The following is a 15811-nucleotide window of genomic DNA, read 5'->3' on the forward strand; positions in this document are numbered from 1 at the left end:
CCCTTATATAGAAAGACATGGCTGCGATTTTTGCCAATTGTTTTCAATCTAGAACGAGCTAATCAATTAAGTCCCTTGCCAGATAAGGATTTAGCCGATTTCTGCCCCCTGATCGAACCATACCAAGTAACGAAGAACCATTATTTTCTGCTAAAATATCATAACTACTCTAGAAGATCCTTAAAACTCAAATCTGATAACTGATAACTGATAACTGATAACTGATAACTGATTATGTATTGGTATAATGGCGAATTAATCGAGGATGAGCGAATCAGTCTGGGTATTGATGATATTGGGCTGCTTTATGGAGCGACAATATTTACTACCCTGCGTGTCTATCAACACAGCTTAGATCATCCCCTGACCCATTGGCAAGAACATCTCAAACGTCTGCACTCTAGTTTACAAGTTTTTCAATGGCCTGATCCCGATTGGCGGCGAATTCGCCAAGGAGCCGAAGAATTATCCCTATTCTATCCTGTTCTGAGAATTACAATTTTTCCCGATGGTAGGGAGTGGATTAAAGGCAGATTTCTCCCGGAAGATTTAAACATTAGACAAGAGCGGGGAATTATTGGGTGGGTAACAGATAATCCCGCTTGGCAACGCGTTTTAGGAGAACATAAAACTGGTAATTATTTGACCCCTTGGTTAGCGTCACAAACTGCTCAAAAAAAAGGAGCAAAAGAAGCGATATTAGTCGATCGAGTCGGGAATTGGTTAGAAACTAGCACGGGCAATTTATGGGGATGGAAAGATAATTGCTGGTACAGTCCCCTGCTGACTGCTGATATTTTACCCGGGATCGGGCGCTCGGCTTTGATCGGCTGGTTAAAAAAACAAAATATTTCCCTGCAAGAAAATCTCTGGACCCCGGAATTTGTCGGGACTTTACAAGGGATTGCCTATAGTAATTCCGTGGTAGAAATTATCCCTTTTAATTCTATTCTTGGCTGGGATATAGACATAAATACAGCTATTTATAGAGAAATTTTACCAGATTTACAGCAATATTTTTTTAGTCAATTGTATAATAAATAAACTTCTTGCATAATTAACAATCAATTTTTGAGGATTCAAAAACGGCAAAAATAAGGATTAAATGGCATAAAATCTGTGAATAGACCATTTAATTGCTTATTATTCATTCTTAATTCTCCTGACTACTGACTCCTAACTCCTAACTCCTGACTACTAACTACTGACTCCTGACTACTGACTCCTGACCCTAACAACAATTTTTGATTTTTACAAGAGGTCTAATAAGGGTGTGTTACTAGAGGCTAACACACCTAAAATCTGGAAATAATGCCGCTCAAGCTTTAAAATTCTCGCTCGGAATAAGCCTCACTATCGCGTTTAGAACCGAGTAAATCTAATTGATCGACGAGAATCACCGGTTTAGAGCGAGCTAATCCGGTGTTTTTATCATTCCAGGTATCCATTTTTAAAGACCCTTTAATCCCGATTAAACCGCCTTTTTTCACATAATTAGCGGCCACCTCCGCCGTTTTGCCCCAAATTTCCAGATCGAACCAATCCGGCTGATCGCTATTTTTCGAGCGACGATTAACCGCTAAAGTGAAGGTACATAAAACCTTACCCGACTCGAAATACTTCGTTTCTGGGTCTCTCCCCGCTCGTCCCACCAAATGAACCAGATTTAAACTCATGGTCTTAAATCCTCAATTTAGTACAATAGTATGTTTATTTTAGCCCGAAACCTCGGCCTTGACCGGTGGCCAGGGGGAAAATTAGGGCAGGGATTTGCGTCAATCTGGAGAGAAAGAAGCGATAATTAACTAGACTTGAGAAACAAAACCTAATAAAATCCAAGTCGATTCGATCGAAAGTCTAGCTATAGCAACGTTTTATAAGAACAGGAGTGAAAACAAGTGGGTTTTTTTAGAGGTCTAGGCTTATCAAGGGACATAGGTATAGACTTGGGGACAGCAAACACCCTCGTTTATGTATCAGGGAAAGGCATCGTTTTAGAGGAACCATCGGTAGTGGCGATCGATCAAGATCGTAACCCGGTCGCCGTCGGGGAGGAGGCAAAAAAAATGCTCGGTCGCACTCCGGGCCATGTCACCGCTCTGCGACCCCTGCGCGATGGGGTAATCGCCGATTTTTACAGTTGCGAGATCATGTTAGCGGAATTCATCAAACGAGCGCTCGATGGCACGATTGGCAATCCCCGCATGGTAATCGGTGTTCCCAGTGGCATTACTGGAGTAGAAAGACGCGCGGTGGTGGATGCGGCCAAAAATGCCGGTTCGCGAGAAGTGGGGTTAATTGATGAACCGGTTGCGGCGGCCTTGGGTGCAGGTTTACCCGTCTCGGAAGCGACGGGTAATATGATCATCGATATCGGTGGTGGCACCACGGAAGTGGCCATTCTCAGTCTCGATGGGACAGTGATCAGTGAATCGGTCCGTGTGGCCGGGGATGAACTGACGGAAGCAGTTATCGCTTATCTGAAAAAAGTCCATAACCTGATTATCGGGGAACGCACGGCCGAAGATATCAAAATTCGCCTTGGTTCGGCTTATCCCTCCCCCGGAGATGAATTTCCTCCTCTGGAAGTGCGGGGATTGCATCTTATGTCGGGTTTACCCCGCACCGTGACGATCAAAGCGGAAGAAGTGCGGGAAAGTATGGATGAGCCACTTTCCGTGATCGTTGATGCGATCAAACGTACCCTAGAAAAAACTCCCCCCGAATTGGCCGCCGATATTATCGATCGCGGCATCATGTTAGCGGGAGGAGGTGCTTTATTACGGGGACTCGATCGCCTAGTCAGTCACGAAACCGGTATCGTTACCCATGTCGCTGAAGATCCCCTGCGCTGTGTTGTCAAAGGCACGGGAGAAGTGTTAAAAAATCAGAAACTCTTTGAGCGGATCGTTAATGAAACAACTCGCAATGTCTAAAGGTCACTAGGATCGGTTAGCGGCAAAAGACACGGATTCTCACTCTACACAGCCAAGAGGTTTAAAATCGCTCATGTATTCAGCACGACGAAAATGGACACAGCAGGGATGGCGACTTTTGCTGCTCGCTGCCGCTCTGGGGGTAGCTTGGTACATTCGCACCTATCAAAGTGGGGCGATTTTAGAATTGTATGGTTTATTAACTCGCCCTTTTCAGGGAGAGGAAACTAATCTGCAAGAGCAACTTCTGGCCGATCAACGGGTGCGGGAATTACAAAATCGTTTAAGTGAAGTCGAATATCAAAATCAACAATTAAAAAAACAGCTTGGTTATTATCAAACCCAGAAAAAACCCCTGATTTCTGCCCCAATTATCGGCCGCAGCGCCGATGATTGGTGGCAACAGGTAATTATCGGTCGTGGTAGCGCCGATGGTGTGCCAGTGGGTGCTTCGGTGACGGGAATTGGTGGTTTAGTGGGACGGATTACGGAAGTTACTCCCCACACCAGCAAAGTTTTATTGGTCAGTAATTCCCAAAGTCGCATCGGAGCAACGGTGAATCGTAGTCGGGCCATGGGTTTGATTCAAGGTCAGAATTCCCAAGTCGCCACCCTGCGCTTTTTTGAAAAAGCTCCCGATGTCAAACCGGGAGATGTGGTGACAACTTCGGCTTTTAGTAGTCTTTTTTCGCCAGGTTTGCCCATCGGTCGCATAATTTCCCTTAATTTACAGGAAAATCCCGCCCCCACCGCCAAAATTGAATTTACCGCCACCGTGGACAATCTCGAATGGGTGTTCGTTCACCCGCAACCTCAGCAGTGAGAGGGGGAATTATGCTGAAATTAAGCCGTTTATCAGCCCGTTCTCGTTTTATACTGAATATTTTGGTCACTGTCGCTTCGCTGCTTCTCTGTGCCTTTCTTTCCTTAATGCGGCTGCCCGGTATGGAGATTTTAGGCATCGCTCCCAATTGGTTACTGATTTGGTTGGTTAGTTGGAGTCTCAATCGCTCTTGTCTCGATAGTGTGGTGGCCGGATTAGCGATCGGTGCTATTCAAGATAGTCTTACCTCTAATTATCCTTCCCATATCATGGTTTTTGGTCTGATCGGTTTCCTCACTTCCCGTTTACACCGACAGCGTTATGTTAAAGAAGAATTGATCGCCGTGGTCTTAATTGTCTTTTTCATGACTTTAATTGCCGATGGTGCGATCGCTTTTCAATACTATCTACAAGGAGGCAAAAATCTCGCCGATCTTTGGCTCGATTATCAACGCATTGCTCTCACTGCTGCTCTGCTTAGTAGTCTCTGGACTCCCCTCCTCTATTATCCTCTCCAGCAATGGTGGCGACAATTTAGCGATCTTTAAGTTTAAGGAGTCGGTCGTCGGGAAATTATTTTTATTTATTCTCCCTGCTCCCCTCTCCCCTCTCCCCAATTCATAATTCATAATTCATAATTCATAATTCCCACTCCCTCACCCGCTCAACTAACATGAAATACAAACAAAAACTTAGTCAATTTTTTCATAATCTTGCTAATAAATTAGAGAATTCCAAGCAACCCCCTAAAGTCGATCCTATCGACTCCAAATCTGCGCCCGTTGCGGAGGAAAAGCCAGTAGAAGCCGCTTCCGAAGAGAAAAAGGTTAATTTAGTCTCCAAAACCAGTAGTAAGGCTCTAGAGACATTAAAACCTCTAAAGAACAAATTTACTACCCTGATCGACAATTCCCCCTTACCGCAATGGCGACAGCATCCCCGCTTTGGGTTGTACTTGGGATTGGGATTAGGGGTGACAGGGGGACTTTTGGGGGTAGGTTGGGGCATTTATCGCCTTGAAACCTCTCTACCGCAAAATATCGCCGATATACAAACCTATGCTCGTCCAGGCACCCTGACAATTCAAGCCGCTAATGGGGAAATCCTCAAGCAAAATGGCCCTAGCACTTACGAAACCGTGAAAATTGCCCAAGTTCCCCCACTGGTACAGGAAGCCTTTATCGCTAGTGAAGACCGCCGTTTTCGCCAACACGGGGGAGTTGATGGCCAGGGTATTGCTCGCGCTCTCTTTTCTAACCTGAGAGCCGGGGGAGTGGTGGAAGGAGGCAGCACCATCACCCAACAATTGGCCCGGATTGTCTTTTTATCCCAAGAAAGGAGTTTTGATCGCAAATTACGGGAAATGCGTATCGCTCAGAAAATAGAAGATAAATATACAAAAGACCAGATTTTAGAGCGTTATTTTCACCTAGTTTATCTCGGTTCCGGGGCCTACGGTCTGGCCGATGCCGCTTGGTTATATTTCAGTAAACCCGTCGATAAATTAACTCTAGCCGAAGCTGCCACCCTTGCAGGCATTGTTCCCGCTCCTAGTCTCTATTCTCCCCTCGAAAACCCTAAATCTGCCCTAGAACGGCGTAATATCGTCCTCAAAACTATGGCCGAGGTGGGATTTATTACTAACGCTCAAGCACAACTGGCGATCGCATCTCCCCTAGGCCTGAAAACCAGTCCCCTAAAACGTCTGCAACGGCAAGCGGCCTATTTTACCGATTATGTGGAAAAAGAACTGCCGCAACTGGTTCCCGCTAAAACCCTAGAAGCGGGGGGATTGGTGGTAAAAACTACCCTTAATCCTCGTTGGCAAAGGGAAGCGGAGGAAGTGGTAGAAAGAGCGGTTTCTCGTTATGGCCAGTGGCAGAACTTCCAACAGGCGGCTTTAGTGGCAATTGACCCCAAAAATGGGCAAATTAAGGCTATGGTCGGGGGAATTGACCACGATAAGAATCAATTCAATCGGGTGACACAAGCAAAACGTCAGCCGGGATCTACTTTTAAACCTTTTGTCTATGCGGCGGCGATTGCGGCGGGTAAATCCCCTTATTCTGATTATAAAGATGCTCAGTATGTGGTGGATGGTTATAAACCGGAAAACTACGGTGATAGGTATAGCGGCCGCGAGGTGTCCATGCGCGATGCTTTGACTTCTTCCCTGAATGTGGTGGCGGTTCAGGTGTTAGTGGCTGTGGGTTGGAATCCGGTGATTAAATTAGCTCAAGATATGGGTATCCAGTCGAAACTTTTACCCACTTATTCTTTGGCTTTGGGTGCTTCGGAAGTCAATCTTTTAGAATTGACCAGCGCCTACGGGACTTTTGCTAATAATGGTGTGCATCAACCAGTTTACGGTATTAATCAGGTACTTGATCGCAATGGTAAAGTAATTTATCAAGCCAATTTTAAACCGAAAACTGCTCTGAATCAAAACACGGCAGCGACGATGACTTGGATGCTGCAGGATGTGGTTAATTCGGGAACGGGAACCCCCGCACAAATTGGTCGTCCGGTGGCAGGAAAAACTGGCACTTCTGACAAGGCTCGTGACCTTTGGTTTGTCGGTTATATTCCCCAATTAGTCACGGGAATTTGGCTCGGTAATGACAATAATAAACCCACCAATGGAGCCAGTACCATGTCCGCTTGGATGTGGCGACAATTTATGTTAGAAGCAATTAAGGATATTCCCTATCAAGGTTTCCCAGAACCGAATTTAGGTAAACGTCCGGTGACATTAAAAGCGGAACCCATTAAACCCCGACGTACCTACTTTACCCAAACTATTAATAACCGTTTAGCCAGCAGTGATGAGGGTTCCCCCACCGAAGGCCCCATCCGCAGACGGCGACGGGTTCGGGTAAGTCGTGAGCAAACTATCGTCCGTTCTAATACTAGCGAACCGAGCCAACGCCGTTCTAGTCGTCGGCGTACTACCGTTGCTCCTACCAGCGCCGCTGCTCCTAGTCCTCAAAATACGGCCCCCGCAGCAGCCGAACCGATTACCGTTCCCGTCACTGTGGCAGCTCCCGAAACTCGTTCGGTTCCCCTAGAGGTGACTCCTCCCCCTGATGTGATTCCTCCCGCACCCCCGGCAGAAAGACGCTGAATCGGCAAAAAAACCCCCGCAGGATTTGCGGGGGTTACAGTGCCAAAACTGCTCGGTCAAATAGACCGCTTGTAAAAATCAAAAATTGTTGTTAGGGTTAGGATTCAGTAGCCAGTAGTCAGGAGTCAGGAGAATTAAAAATAAGTAATAATCAATTAAATAGTCTATTTACAGATTTTAGGCGATTTAATCCTTATTTTTGCTGTTTTTGAGCCATCAAAAATTAATTATCCAAGAGGTCAAATCTTGCAAAACCATCGGATTTTTGGCGGCGAAACCGGGGAATTTAGCCGAAAGCTTGCCGCTATAATAACTAAAAAGCTTGTTTAATGCCGATGACCAGTCTTATTTCCCCCACTACCATCTCCTCAACTCGTTTAAGTCTCAGCTATCAAGTGGCTATGTCGGAACCGACTTCACACCTCTTTGAAGTCACTCTACAGATTACTGGTTGGCAAGCTCCGATTTTAAACCTAAAAATGCCGGTTTGGACCCCCGGTTCCTATCTGGTGCGGGAATACTCCCGTTTAGTCCAAGATTTTCAAGCTGTTAACCTCAAAAGTCGCAAAGTTGCTAAAAATCACTGGCAGATTGACAATGGTGACAGTTCCGAAATAACGGTCAAATATCGCGTTTTTGCCCACGATTTAACCGTCAGAACCAACCATCTCGACGATACTCACGGTTACTTCAACGGGGCTGCTTTATTCTTCTATATCCCCGATTATCAAAAACATCCCCTCACCTTGACAATTATCCCCCCCCATGGCGATTGGCGCGTTACCACTGCCTTAAAATCTTTACCCGGACAGAAAAACAGCTTTCACGTCCCCGATTTCGATACCCTAGTGGACAGTCCCGTGGAGGTGGGGATTCATCAGTTATACGATTTTGTCGTCGAGGGAAAACCCCATCAATTAGCTATCTGGGGACGGGGAAACGCCAATCCTAGTCAAATTATCGCCGATACCACTAAAATTATTCAAACCGAGTCCGCTATGTTCGGTGGACTCCCTTATGATAATTATCTCTTTTTGCTACATCTTTCGGCGGCTGGTTACGGGGGACTAGAACATAAAAATTCCTGTACCCTTAACTATGCGCGTTTGGGATTACGAGATAAGGATAAATATAATCGTTTTCTGCAATTAGTCGCCCATGAGTTCTTTCATCTCTGGAATATCAAGCGTATTCGCCCAAAAGCTTTAGAAAGCTTCGATTATGACGCAGAAAATTATACTTCTTCCCTCTGGTTTGCCGAAGGAACCACCAGTTATTACGATATAGTAATCCCTCTACGGGCGGGAATATACGATAGTAAGACTTTTTTAGAGCTTTTAAGCAAAGAAATTACTCGTTATCTCAATATACCCGGTCGTCTTGTCCAACCTCTAGGCGAATCGAGTTTTGATGCTTGGATAAAACTCTACCGACGGGATAGCAATAGCGATAATAGTCAAATTTCCTACTATCTCAAGGGGGAATTATTGTCGCTGCTTCTGGATTTACTAATTCGCACCCACACCGATAACCGTCGTTCCCTCGATGATGTTTTACGCTCGATGTGGCAACATTTCGGTAAAGAGGAGATTGGTTATACCGATGGGGAATTGCAGGCAATTCTCGAATCGGCTGCGGGAGTGGATTTAAGTGACTTCTACTGCCGTTATATCGACGGTTTGGCAGAATTACCCTTTAATGAATATCTTGAACCTTTTGGACTCTATCTGCGGGGTGTTGGCAATGGGGAGACGATACCTTATCTGGGAATGCGGGTACAGAGTGAAGCGGGTAAAGAAATAATTAAATTTGTCGAGATGGGTTCTCCTTGCCAAAAAGCGGGAATTAATGCTGATGATGAATTATTGGCTATCGATGGATTGCGGGTGACGGCGGAACAGTTAAACGAAAGATTAAAAGACTACCGCGCAGGTGATATTATTCAGATAACAGTCTTTCATCTCGATGAATTGCGAACCCTTGCTGTTCCACTGGCTGCCCCGCAGACGATTCGCTATGAAATTATCAGGGTAGAAAATCCTTCTAATAGCCAGAAACAAAATTTTTCCGCATGGGTAAATCCCGTTTAATTCTTGGTTAAATCAACAAAAAAATGTCTATTACCGCCGAAATTCCTTTCCTTCCTCTCGCCTATTTTGAGAATAAATTTATCCCTTTTACTGAGGCAAAATTATCCATTGCTACCCACGCACTACACTACGGAACTGCCGCTTTCGGTGGTTTACGAGGTACTCCCGACCCTAGCAATCCAGGACAGATATTATTATTTAGATTGGAACGTCATTGTCAGCGTTTAAGTCAAAGTGCTAAGTTTCTTAATTACGAGATTTCTGCTGATAAAATCTATCAAATAATTATCGATTTTGTGAAAAAGAATCAGTGTAATCGACCTTTTTATATTCGTCCCCTTGTCTATAGTTCAGGGTTGGGAATTGCTCCGCGATTGCATGGTATCGAGAAGGATTTTCTAGTCTATGGTCTAGAAATGGATGATTATTTAGCTGCCGATGGGGTTAACTGTCGGATTAGTTCTTGGTATCGTCAGGAGGATAGAAGTTTCCCGTTGCGAGGTAAAATTAGCGCCGCTTATATCACTTCTGCTTTAGCAAAAACGGAAGCGGTAGAATCGGGGTTTGATGAGGCAATTTTAATGAATTCTCAAGGCAAGGTCTGTGAAGCGACGGGAATGAATATTTTTATCATCAGAAATGGTCAGCTAATTACTCCTAGTTTTGACCAAGATATCCTAGAGGGTATTACTAGAGATAGTGTTTTAACTATTGCGCGGGATTTGGGTATTCCGGTTATTGAAAGACCCGTAGATAAGACGGAGTTATTTATCGCTGATGAGGTGTTTTTAAGTGGCACTGCGGCGAAAATTACTCCGATTAAAAGGATTGAAACTTTTTCTTTACCTGCAGCTAAACCGATTACTTATCAGTTAAAAGAAAAGTTAAGTTCTATTGTTCTTAATCAGGAACAAAAGTATCAAGATTGGATTACTCAAGTTCCTTTATAGTTAGGGAACTTTACTTTATTTTTCCTTGAGATGCGTCAAATCATGACCCATCTCAAGGAACCCTGAAATAAACGGAAATTATTCATTTTTAGGTTTGGCTCCTTCCTGTATGTAGGGTATAGTTTTATTAGGATCAAGATTCAGGATGGGTTTATTATCTCTTGTTATTTTTTGTCTTTGATTATCGCTTTCTTGCTGATTGTGATTATTATCGGTTGTATGTTCCATAGTAGAGCAAATAAATATGACAAATATTTGGCTTACCTATGATTATACCTTAAACTCTCTCAAAGTTGTCAAGGATAGTATTAATCAACTAAATACAAAACTTACTTTGATTCTAACTATTAGTTAGCTGCTGTTTTGGTTAATTGTGGCTAAGATTTACCTGCTTATATAGTTTTCCTTGAATGTAACCAATCTCTGTTATGCGTGGGTGAAGCTGTCCTGCATTTAAACGATGTCTGGGAAATTTTATTACCAATGCTCAAACTCTCAAACTAGGGATGAATTTCCGGTATCACTGGTCACTGAAATAGGTACAATAAACAGTGGCTCGTTTTCATAGAGAACTTAGAATGACGCAAAATAATCCCCTAGAGTTGATTGAGAAGTTAGAAACAGGAATCCCCGGCTTTGATTTTCTTTCGGAAGGGGGATTGCCGAAAGGACGAGCGACTTTGATAGCGGGGACGGCAGGAAGTGCTAAAACGGTCTTTGCCTGTCAATTTCTCGCAGAAGGCATCAAAAATGGAGAAAATGGCGTTTTTGTCACCTTCGAGGAGCCACCCCAAGCACTGAGAAAAAATATGGGTGGTTTCGGTTGGAATATCCGGCAGTGGGAGGAGAATCGCCAGTGGGCCTTTGTCGATGCTTCCCCCCAACCGGAAGAAAAGCCGATGGTGACAGGAGAATACGACCTAGGCGCATTAATCGCTCGCATTGAGTTTGCTATCCGCAAAAATAAAGCTAAACGGGTGTCTATGGATTCTTTAGGCGCAATTTTTAGCCATTTGAGTGATAGCGCTCAAGTGAGAAGTGATCTTTTTCGTCTGGCAACCGCTTTGCGAGAATTGGAAGTAACAGCGATTATGACCGCAGAAAGAACCCAAGAATACGGCGAAATCAGTCGTTATGGGGTGGAGGAATTTGTGGCCGATAATGTGGTGATTTTACGCAACGTTTTAACCGATGAGAAAAGAAGAAGGACGATCGAAATTTTAAAATATCGGGGAACCGATCACCAAAAAGGAGAATTTCCTTTTACAATTATTCCCAATAAAGGGGCCGTGATTATTCCTTTATCAGCCATTGAATTAGAACAAAAATCCTCTAATATTCGTATTACTTCCGGCAGCCTGGAACTCGATAGAATGTGTGGGGGTGGTTTCTTCCGCGATTCGGTTATTTTGGTTTCGGGAGCCACAGGAACAGGAAAAACCCTGATGGTGACAGAATTTATGGCTGGGGGAGTAACTAATGGGGAAAGATGTTTAATTTTTGCCTTCGAGGAAAGTCGCGAACAGTTATTTAGAAATGCTACCGGTTGGGGTGTGGATTATGACCGCATGGAAAAGGAAGGTAAATTAAAGGTAGTCTGCCGTTATCCCGAAACTACGGGTTTAGAAAATCATTTAATTATGATGAAGGAAATTATCGAGGAGTTTCAACCTAATCGAGTGGCAGTAGATAGTTTATCTGCTTTAGAACGGGTTTCTAATCTGAAAGGATTTCGGGAATTTATTATCGGTTTGACTTCTTTTATTAAGCAAAAAGAGGTAGGAGGATTATTTACTTCCACCACTCCCACTTTATTAGGAGGTTCCTCGATTACAGAAGCTCATATTTCTACAATTACCGATTCAATTATTCTACTGCGTTATGTGGAAATGTATGGAGAAATGCGCCGCGGTATCACTGTTTTAAAAATGCGCGGTTCTATGCACGATAAGGATATTCGTGAGTTTTCGATCGATCATCAAGGTATGCACATCGGCCAACCTTTCCGCAATGTTACCGGAATTCTGGCCGGAACTCCTATGTACACAGCACAAACAGAGGTAGAACGTTTGAGTGGATTATTTGAGGATCGTAGTTAAAATATAGCAGTACTTGCTAATCGCGCGTCGGTGGTTAGCTTTTTTTCTCCCTATCTCCTTCTTGCTTTCTTGATATGTCTAAAAACTTTTGCTTTATTTTTCTAGGTCTTTTACTGATAAATAACCTACATTTATCAGCCTTGGCAGAAACAGTTTTACAAAGAATTGCTCGCACGGGAGAATTAAAAGCGGCAGCTAGAAAAGACGCTACTCCCTTTAGTTATATCGATGAGAAAACGGGAAAATGGACAGGTTACGGAGTGGAATTAATGCGCTTAGTCCAACGTCGATTAGCACAAGAATTGGCTAAACCGATTACAATAACCTTTACAGAAGCGACGACTAATAATCGTTTTCAGCAAGTGGAACAGGGACAAGTAGATTTATCCTGTAATGCGGCAACAATCACGGAAGAAAGACTAGAAAGGGTTAATTTTTCTATTCCCTATTTTATGACAGGAGCGCAATTTTTAACTAAAAGGGAAAATGTTGATAAAATAGATATTAATAACACTTTAGCGGCAGTTGCGATCGCCTATATTCCCCACACCACCACCGATAGTATTATTCGTTATATCTATCCTCTGGCTAATTGGCAAGCTGTCAGCGATCGAAGTGAGGCAGTGGCAAAATTACAAAGGGGAGAAGTAAACGCAGTGGTTAGTGATGGAATTCTTCTGCTGGGGGAACTCGTTAAACAAGGACAGGATCCGCGACAATTTGTGCTACTACCCAGTCAACCGATTACCACCGAACTTTATGGCTGTATTTTACCCAAAAACGATCCCGAATGGAAAAAATTTGTTGATACTGTTGTCGGCAGCAATGATAACCAGAAACTGCGAGAACAATGGTTTAATTTAGAAGAAAGTTCTTTCCCCTATAGGATTCTCAATCAACCCTAAAAATAGACTGTAATTGCTGAAAATTAAAAGTTAGTAAATTCTAGTTTTTTTGCTTTTGACTTGTTACTTTTTCCTGAAAAATTATGTCTTTTGTCGGTTTACATATTCACAGTGATTATAGCTTACTTGATGGTGCTTCCCAATTGCCGGCACTAATTGATCGAGCGATCGAATTGGGACAACCAGCGATCGCTTTAACCGATCATGGAGTCATGTATGGTGCGATCGAATTAATTAAAACCTGCCGTAATAAGGGAATAAAACCAATTATTGGCAACGAAATGTATATAGTCAATGGCGATATTGAAGTCAATCTTCGCCACCGAAAATATCATCAAGTTGTTTTAGCCAAAAATACCCAAGGCTATAAAAATCTAGTTAAATTAACAACTATTTCTAATCTGAAAGGTATTCAAGGTAAAGGCATTTTTGCTCGTCCTTGTATCAATAAAGAGTTACTCCAACAATACCACGAAGGATTGATAGTTACCAGTGCTTGCTTGGGTGGAGAGATTCCTCAAGCGATTTTAGCTAATAACAGGAAACTGGCTAAGGAAACTGCTAAATGGTATAAAAAACTTTTTGGTGATGATTTTTATTTAGAAATTCAAGACCACGGTTCTAAAGAAGATCGGATTGTCAATGTAGAAATAGTTAAAATTGCTAAAGAATTAGGAATTAAAGTAGTTGCTACTAACGATTCTCACTTTATTTCCTGTTACGATGTAGAGGCACACGATGCCTTGCTTTGTATTCAAACTGCCAAGTTAATTACTGAAGACAAACGCCTCCGTTATAGCGGCACAGAATACTTAAAATCTGCTGATGAAATGCGCTTACTTTTCCGTGATCATCTGCCAGAAGATGTGATTGAAGAAGCGATTAATAACACCTTAGAAGTAGCAGAAAAAGTCGAACCTTATAACATATTTAATGAACCAAGGCTGCCTAATTATCCTGTTCCTGCCGGACATACTGCTGATAGTTATGTAGAAGAAATTGCTTGGTTAGGATTACTAGAAAGATTAAAATGTCCTTCTCGTCACGAGATTGAACCCGTTTACAAAGAAAGGCTGGAATACGAATTAAAAATGTTACAGAAAATGGGATTTTCTACCTATTTTCTCGTCGTTTGGGACTATATAAAATATGCTAGAGATCATGATATACCCGTCGGTCCAGGACGCGGTTCTGCGGCCGGTTCTTTGGTAGCATATTCTTTAAAAATAACCAATATTGATCCCGTTCATCACGGTTTATTATTTGAGCGTTTTCTCAATCCTGAACGAAAATCTATGCCTGATATTGATACGGATTTCTGTATCGAGAGACGGGATGAAATGATCCAATACGTTACGGAAAAATACGGTGAGGCTAATGTTGCCCAAATCATTACTTTTAACCGCATGACATCAAAAGCTGTTTTAAAAGATGTGGCGAGGGTGTTAGATATTCCCTATGCCGAATCGGATAAAATGGCGAAAATGATTCCCGTTTCTCGCGGGAAACCGACACCGTTAAAAGTGATGATTTCCGATGACACTCCCGAACCAGCATTTAAAGAAAGATACGATACGGAACCCCATGTGCGTCATTGGTTAGATATGGCAATTCGTATCGAAGGTACTAACAAAACCTTCGGAGTTCATGCTGCGGGAGTCGTGATTTCTTCCCAGCCTTTAGATGAAGTGGTTCCCCTCCAGAAAAATAATGATGGTGCGGTAATTACCCAATATTTCATGGAAGACTTAGAATCATTGGGATTGTTAAAAATGGACTTTTTAGGGTTAAGAAATTTAACCACTTTGAAAAAAACCGCCGATTTAATTAAACAAAATCAGGGCATAGAAATTGATCTGGATCAATTGCCTTTAGATGAAAGAAAAGCCCTGCAAATTCGGGCCAAAGGGGAACATAAAAAACTACCTCCCGATATTCTCAAAACCCACGGATTACTAGAAGAAGGGGATTTAGAAGGTATTTTCCAGTTAGAATCGTCGGGGATGAAACAGATCGTTAAAGAGTTAAAACCATCGGGTATTGAGGACATATCTTCAATCCTAGCACTCTATCGTCCCGGTCCTTTAGATGCGGGATTAATTCCTCTCTTTATTGGCAGAAAACACGGTAGAGAACCCATTCGTTATGATCATCCTTTATTGGAACCAATTCTTAAGGAAACCTACGCAGTTTTAGTCTATCAAGAACAGATTATGAAAATGGCGCAGGATTTAGCTGGTTATTCCCTAGGAGAAGCAGATCTATTGCGTCGAGCAATGGGTAAGAAAAAAGCCTCCGAAATGCAGAAACAAAGGGAGATGTTTATCGATGGTGCTGCTAAAAATGGTGTGGAAAAAAGAATCGCTGAAAATCTCTTTGAACAGATGGTAAATTTTGCCGAATATTGTCTGGGAGGTGAGACGTTAATTTTAACTGAGGAATACGGATTATTACCAATTGCTAAAATTGTGAGCGAAGAAATTAACTGCACTGTTTATAGTGTAGATAAAAATGGTTTTGTTTATAGTCAACCAATCTCTCAATGGCACGAGCGAGGTTTACAAGAGGTCTTTGAATATACCCTAGAAAATGGGCAAACTATCCAAGCAACCAAAGATCATAAATTTATGACTAGCGACGGAGAAATGTTAGCCATAGATACAATATTTGAGCGAGGTTTAGATTTAAAATCCTCTGATTTTTCCTAAAAACCAAACCCCCCAATCTGGTGAGATTGAGGGGTAGGAAAGAATAATCCTGGCATCGAGCTATTGTCCCGGTCGGCAACCCGACAAGTATCTTGGCCACGGTGAAGTTTCACAACCGAGTTCGGGATGGAATCGGAGTGGTGCCATCACGTTAAAGACACCAGGAAGGGTAGAAC

The 15811-nt window shown here is 42.8% G+C and carries 13 protein-coding genes and 1 rRNA gene; 11 read left to right on the forward strand and 3 right to left on the reverse strand.

The window, feature by feature from the left end; genetic code table 11:
- The coding region (locus ACE1AQ_RS12820; RefSeq protein ID WP_272071955.1) for a hypothetical protein at positions 1–204 on the forward strand (204 nt) is incomplete at its 5' end.
- 30 nt (positions 205–234) lie between these two features.
- Entirely contained in the window at positions 235–1044 is an 810-nt protein-coding gene (locus ACE1AQ_RS12825; protein WP_110544753.1) for an aminotransferase class IV, read from the forward strand.
- 281 nt (positions 1045–1325) lie between these two features.
- On the opposite strand, the gene ACE1AQ_RS12830 is transcribed toward ACE1AQ_RS12825, so the two are convergent.
- Complete coding sequence (locus tag ACE1AQ_RS12830; RefSeq protein ID WP_008202758.1) at positions 1326–1676, reverse strand: single-stranded DNA-binding protein; 351 nt, start codon at positions 1674–1676, stop codon at positions 1326–1328.
- A gap of 222 nt (positions 1677–1898) precedes the next feature.
- Here ACE1AQ_RS12830 and ACE1AQ_RS12835 point away from each other — a divergent pair, with 222 nt between their 5' ends.
- The 6 genes from ACE1AQ_RS12835 to ACE1AQ_RS12860 all read left to right on the forward strand — a co-directional run bounded on the left by ACE1AQ_RS12835 (position 1899) and on the right by ACE1AQ_RS12860 (position 9923).
- On the forward strand, positions 1899–2936 hold the full coding sequence (locus ACE1AQ_RS12835) for a rod shape-determining protein (protein WP_008202755.1): 1038 nt from the start codon (positions 1899–1901) through the stop codon (positions 2934–2936).
- Between the two features lie 73 nt (positions 2937–3009).
- Positions 3010–3759 carry a rod shape-determining protein MreC gene (gene mreC / locus ACE1AQ_RS12840; RefSeq protein ID WP_008202753.1) on the forward strand — a complete coding sequence of 250 codons (750 nt, stop codon included), beginning with the start codon at positions 3010–3012 and terminating at the stop codon, positions 3757–3759.
- The gene (gene mreD, locus ACE1AQ_RS12845; RefSeq protein ID WP_110544755.1) at positions 3726–4307 is read left to right on the forward strand and encodes a rod shape-determining protein MreD; all 582 of its coding nucleotides are present in this window, start codon (positions 3726–3728) and stop codon (positions 4305–4307) included. The genes mreC and mreD overlap by 34 nt, the downstream gene beginning before the upstream one ends.
- A gap of 125 nt (positions 4308–4432) precedes the next feature.
- Entirely contained in the window at positions 4433–6883 is a 2451-nt protein-coding gene (locus ACE1AQ_RS12850; protein ID WP_110544757.1) for a transglycosylase domain-containing protein, read from the forward strand.
- Positions 6884–7212: 329 nt separating this feature from the next.
- Entirely contained in the window at positions 7213–8973 is a 1761-nt protein-coding gene (locus tag ACE1AQ_RS12855) for a M61 family metallopeptidase (RefSeq protein WP_110544760.1), read from the forward strand.
- A 23-nt stretch (positions 8974–8996) separates the two neighbouring features.
- Positions 8997–9923, forward strand: a complete 927-nt coding sequence (locus tag ACE1AQ_RS12860) for a branched-chain amino acid transaminase (RefSeq protein WP_008202745.1) — start codon at positions 8997–8999, stop codon at positions 9921–9923.
- A 78-nt stretch (positions 9924–10001) separates the two neighbouring features.
- On the opposite strand, the gene ACE1AQ_RS12865 is transcribed toward ACE1AQ_RS12860, so the two are convergent.
- On the reverse strand, positions 10002–10151 hold the full coding sequence (locus ACE1AQ_RS12865) for a hypothetical protein (protein WP_008202743.1): 150 nt from the start codon (positions 10149–10151) through the stop codon (positions 10002–10004).
- A 350-nt stretch (positions 10152–10501) separates the two neighbouring features.
- Between ACE1AQ_RS12865 and kaiC the strand changes: the two genes are divergently transcribed.
- The 3 genes from kaiC (at position 10502) to ACE1AQ_RS12880 (ending at position 15635) form a co-directional block, all read left to right on the forward strand.
- Positions 10502–12022: a circadian clock protein KaiC gene (gene kaiC, locus ACE1AQ_RS12870; protein WP_002797104.1), complete on the forward strand. Its 1521-nt coding sequence runs from the start codon at positions 10502–10504 to the stop codon at positions 12020–12022.
- Between the two features lie 74 nt (positions 12023–12096).
- Complete coding sequence (locus ACE1AQ_RS12875) at positions 12097–12927, forward strand: amino acid ABC transporter substrate-binding protein (RefSeq protein ID WP_008202740.1); 831 nt, start codon at positions 12097–12099, stop codon at positions 12925–12927.
- An 83-nt stretch (positions 12928–13010) separates the two neighbouring features.
- Positions 13011–15635, forward strand: coding sequence for a trans-splicing intein-formed DNA polymerase III subunit alpha N-terminal partner DnaE-N (locus ACE1AQ_RS12880; protein ID WP_008202738.1), 2625 nt, complete (start codon positions 13011–13013; stop codon positions 15633–15635).
- 47 nt (positions 15636–15682) lie between these two features.
- Here the strand turns inward: ACE1AQ_RS12880 and rrf are convergent.
- Positions 15683–15800: ribosomal RNA gene (rrf, locus tag ACE1AQ_RS12885) — 5S ribosomal RNA — on the reverse strand.
- Positions 15801–15811: the final 11 nt, after the last annotated feature.

It is taken from the genome of Microcystis sp. BLCC-F209, assembly GCF_041928595.1.
Lineage (GTDB): Bacteria > Cyanobacteriota > Cyanobacteriia > Cyanobacteriales > Microcystaceae > Microcystis.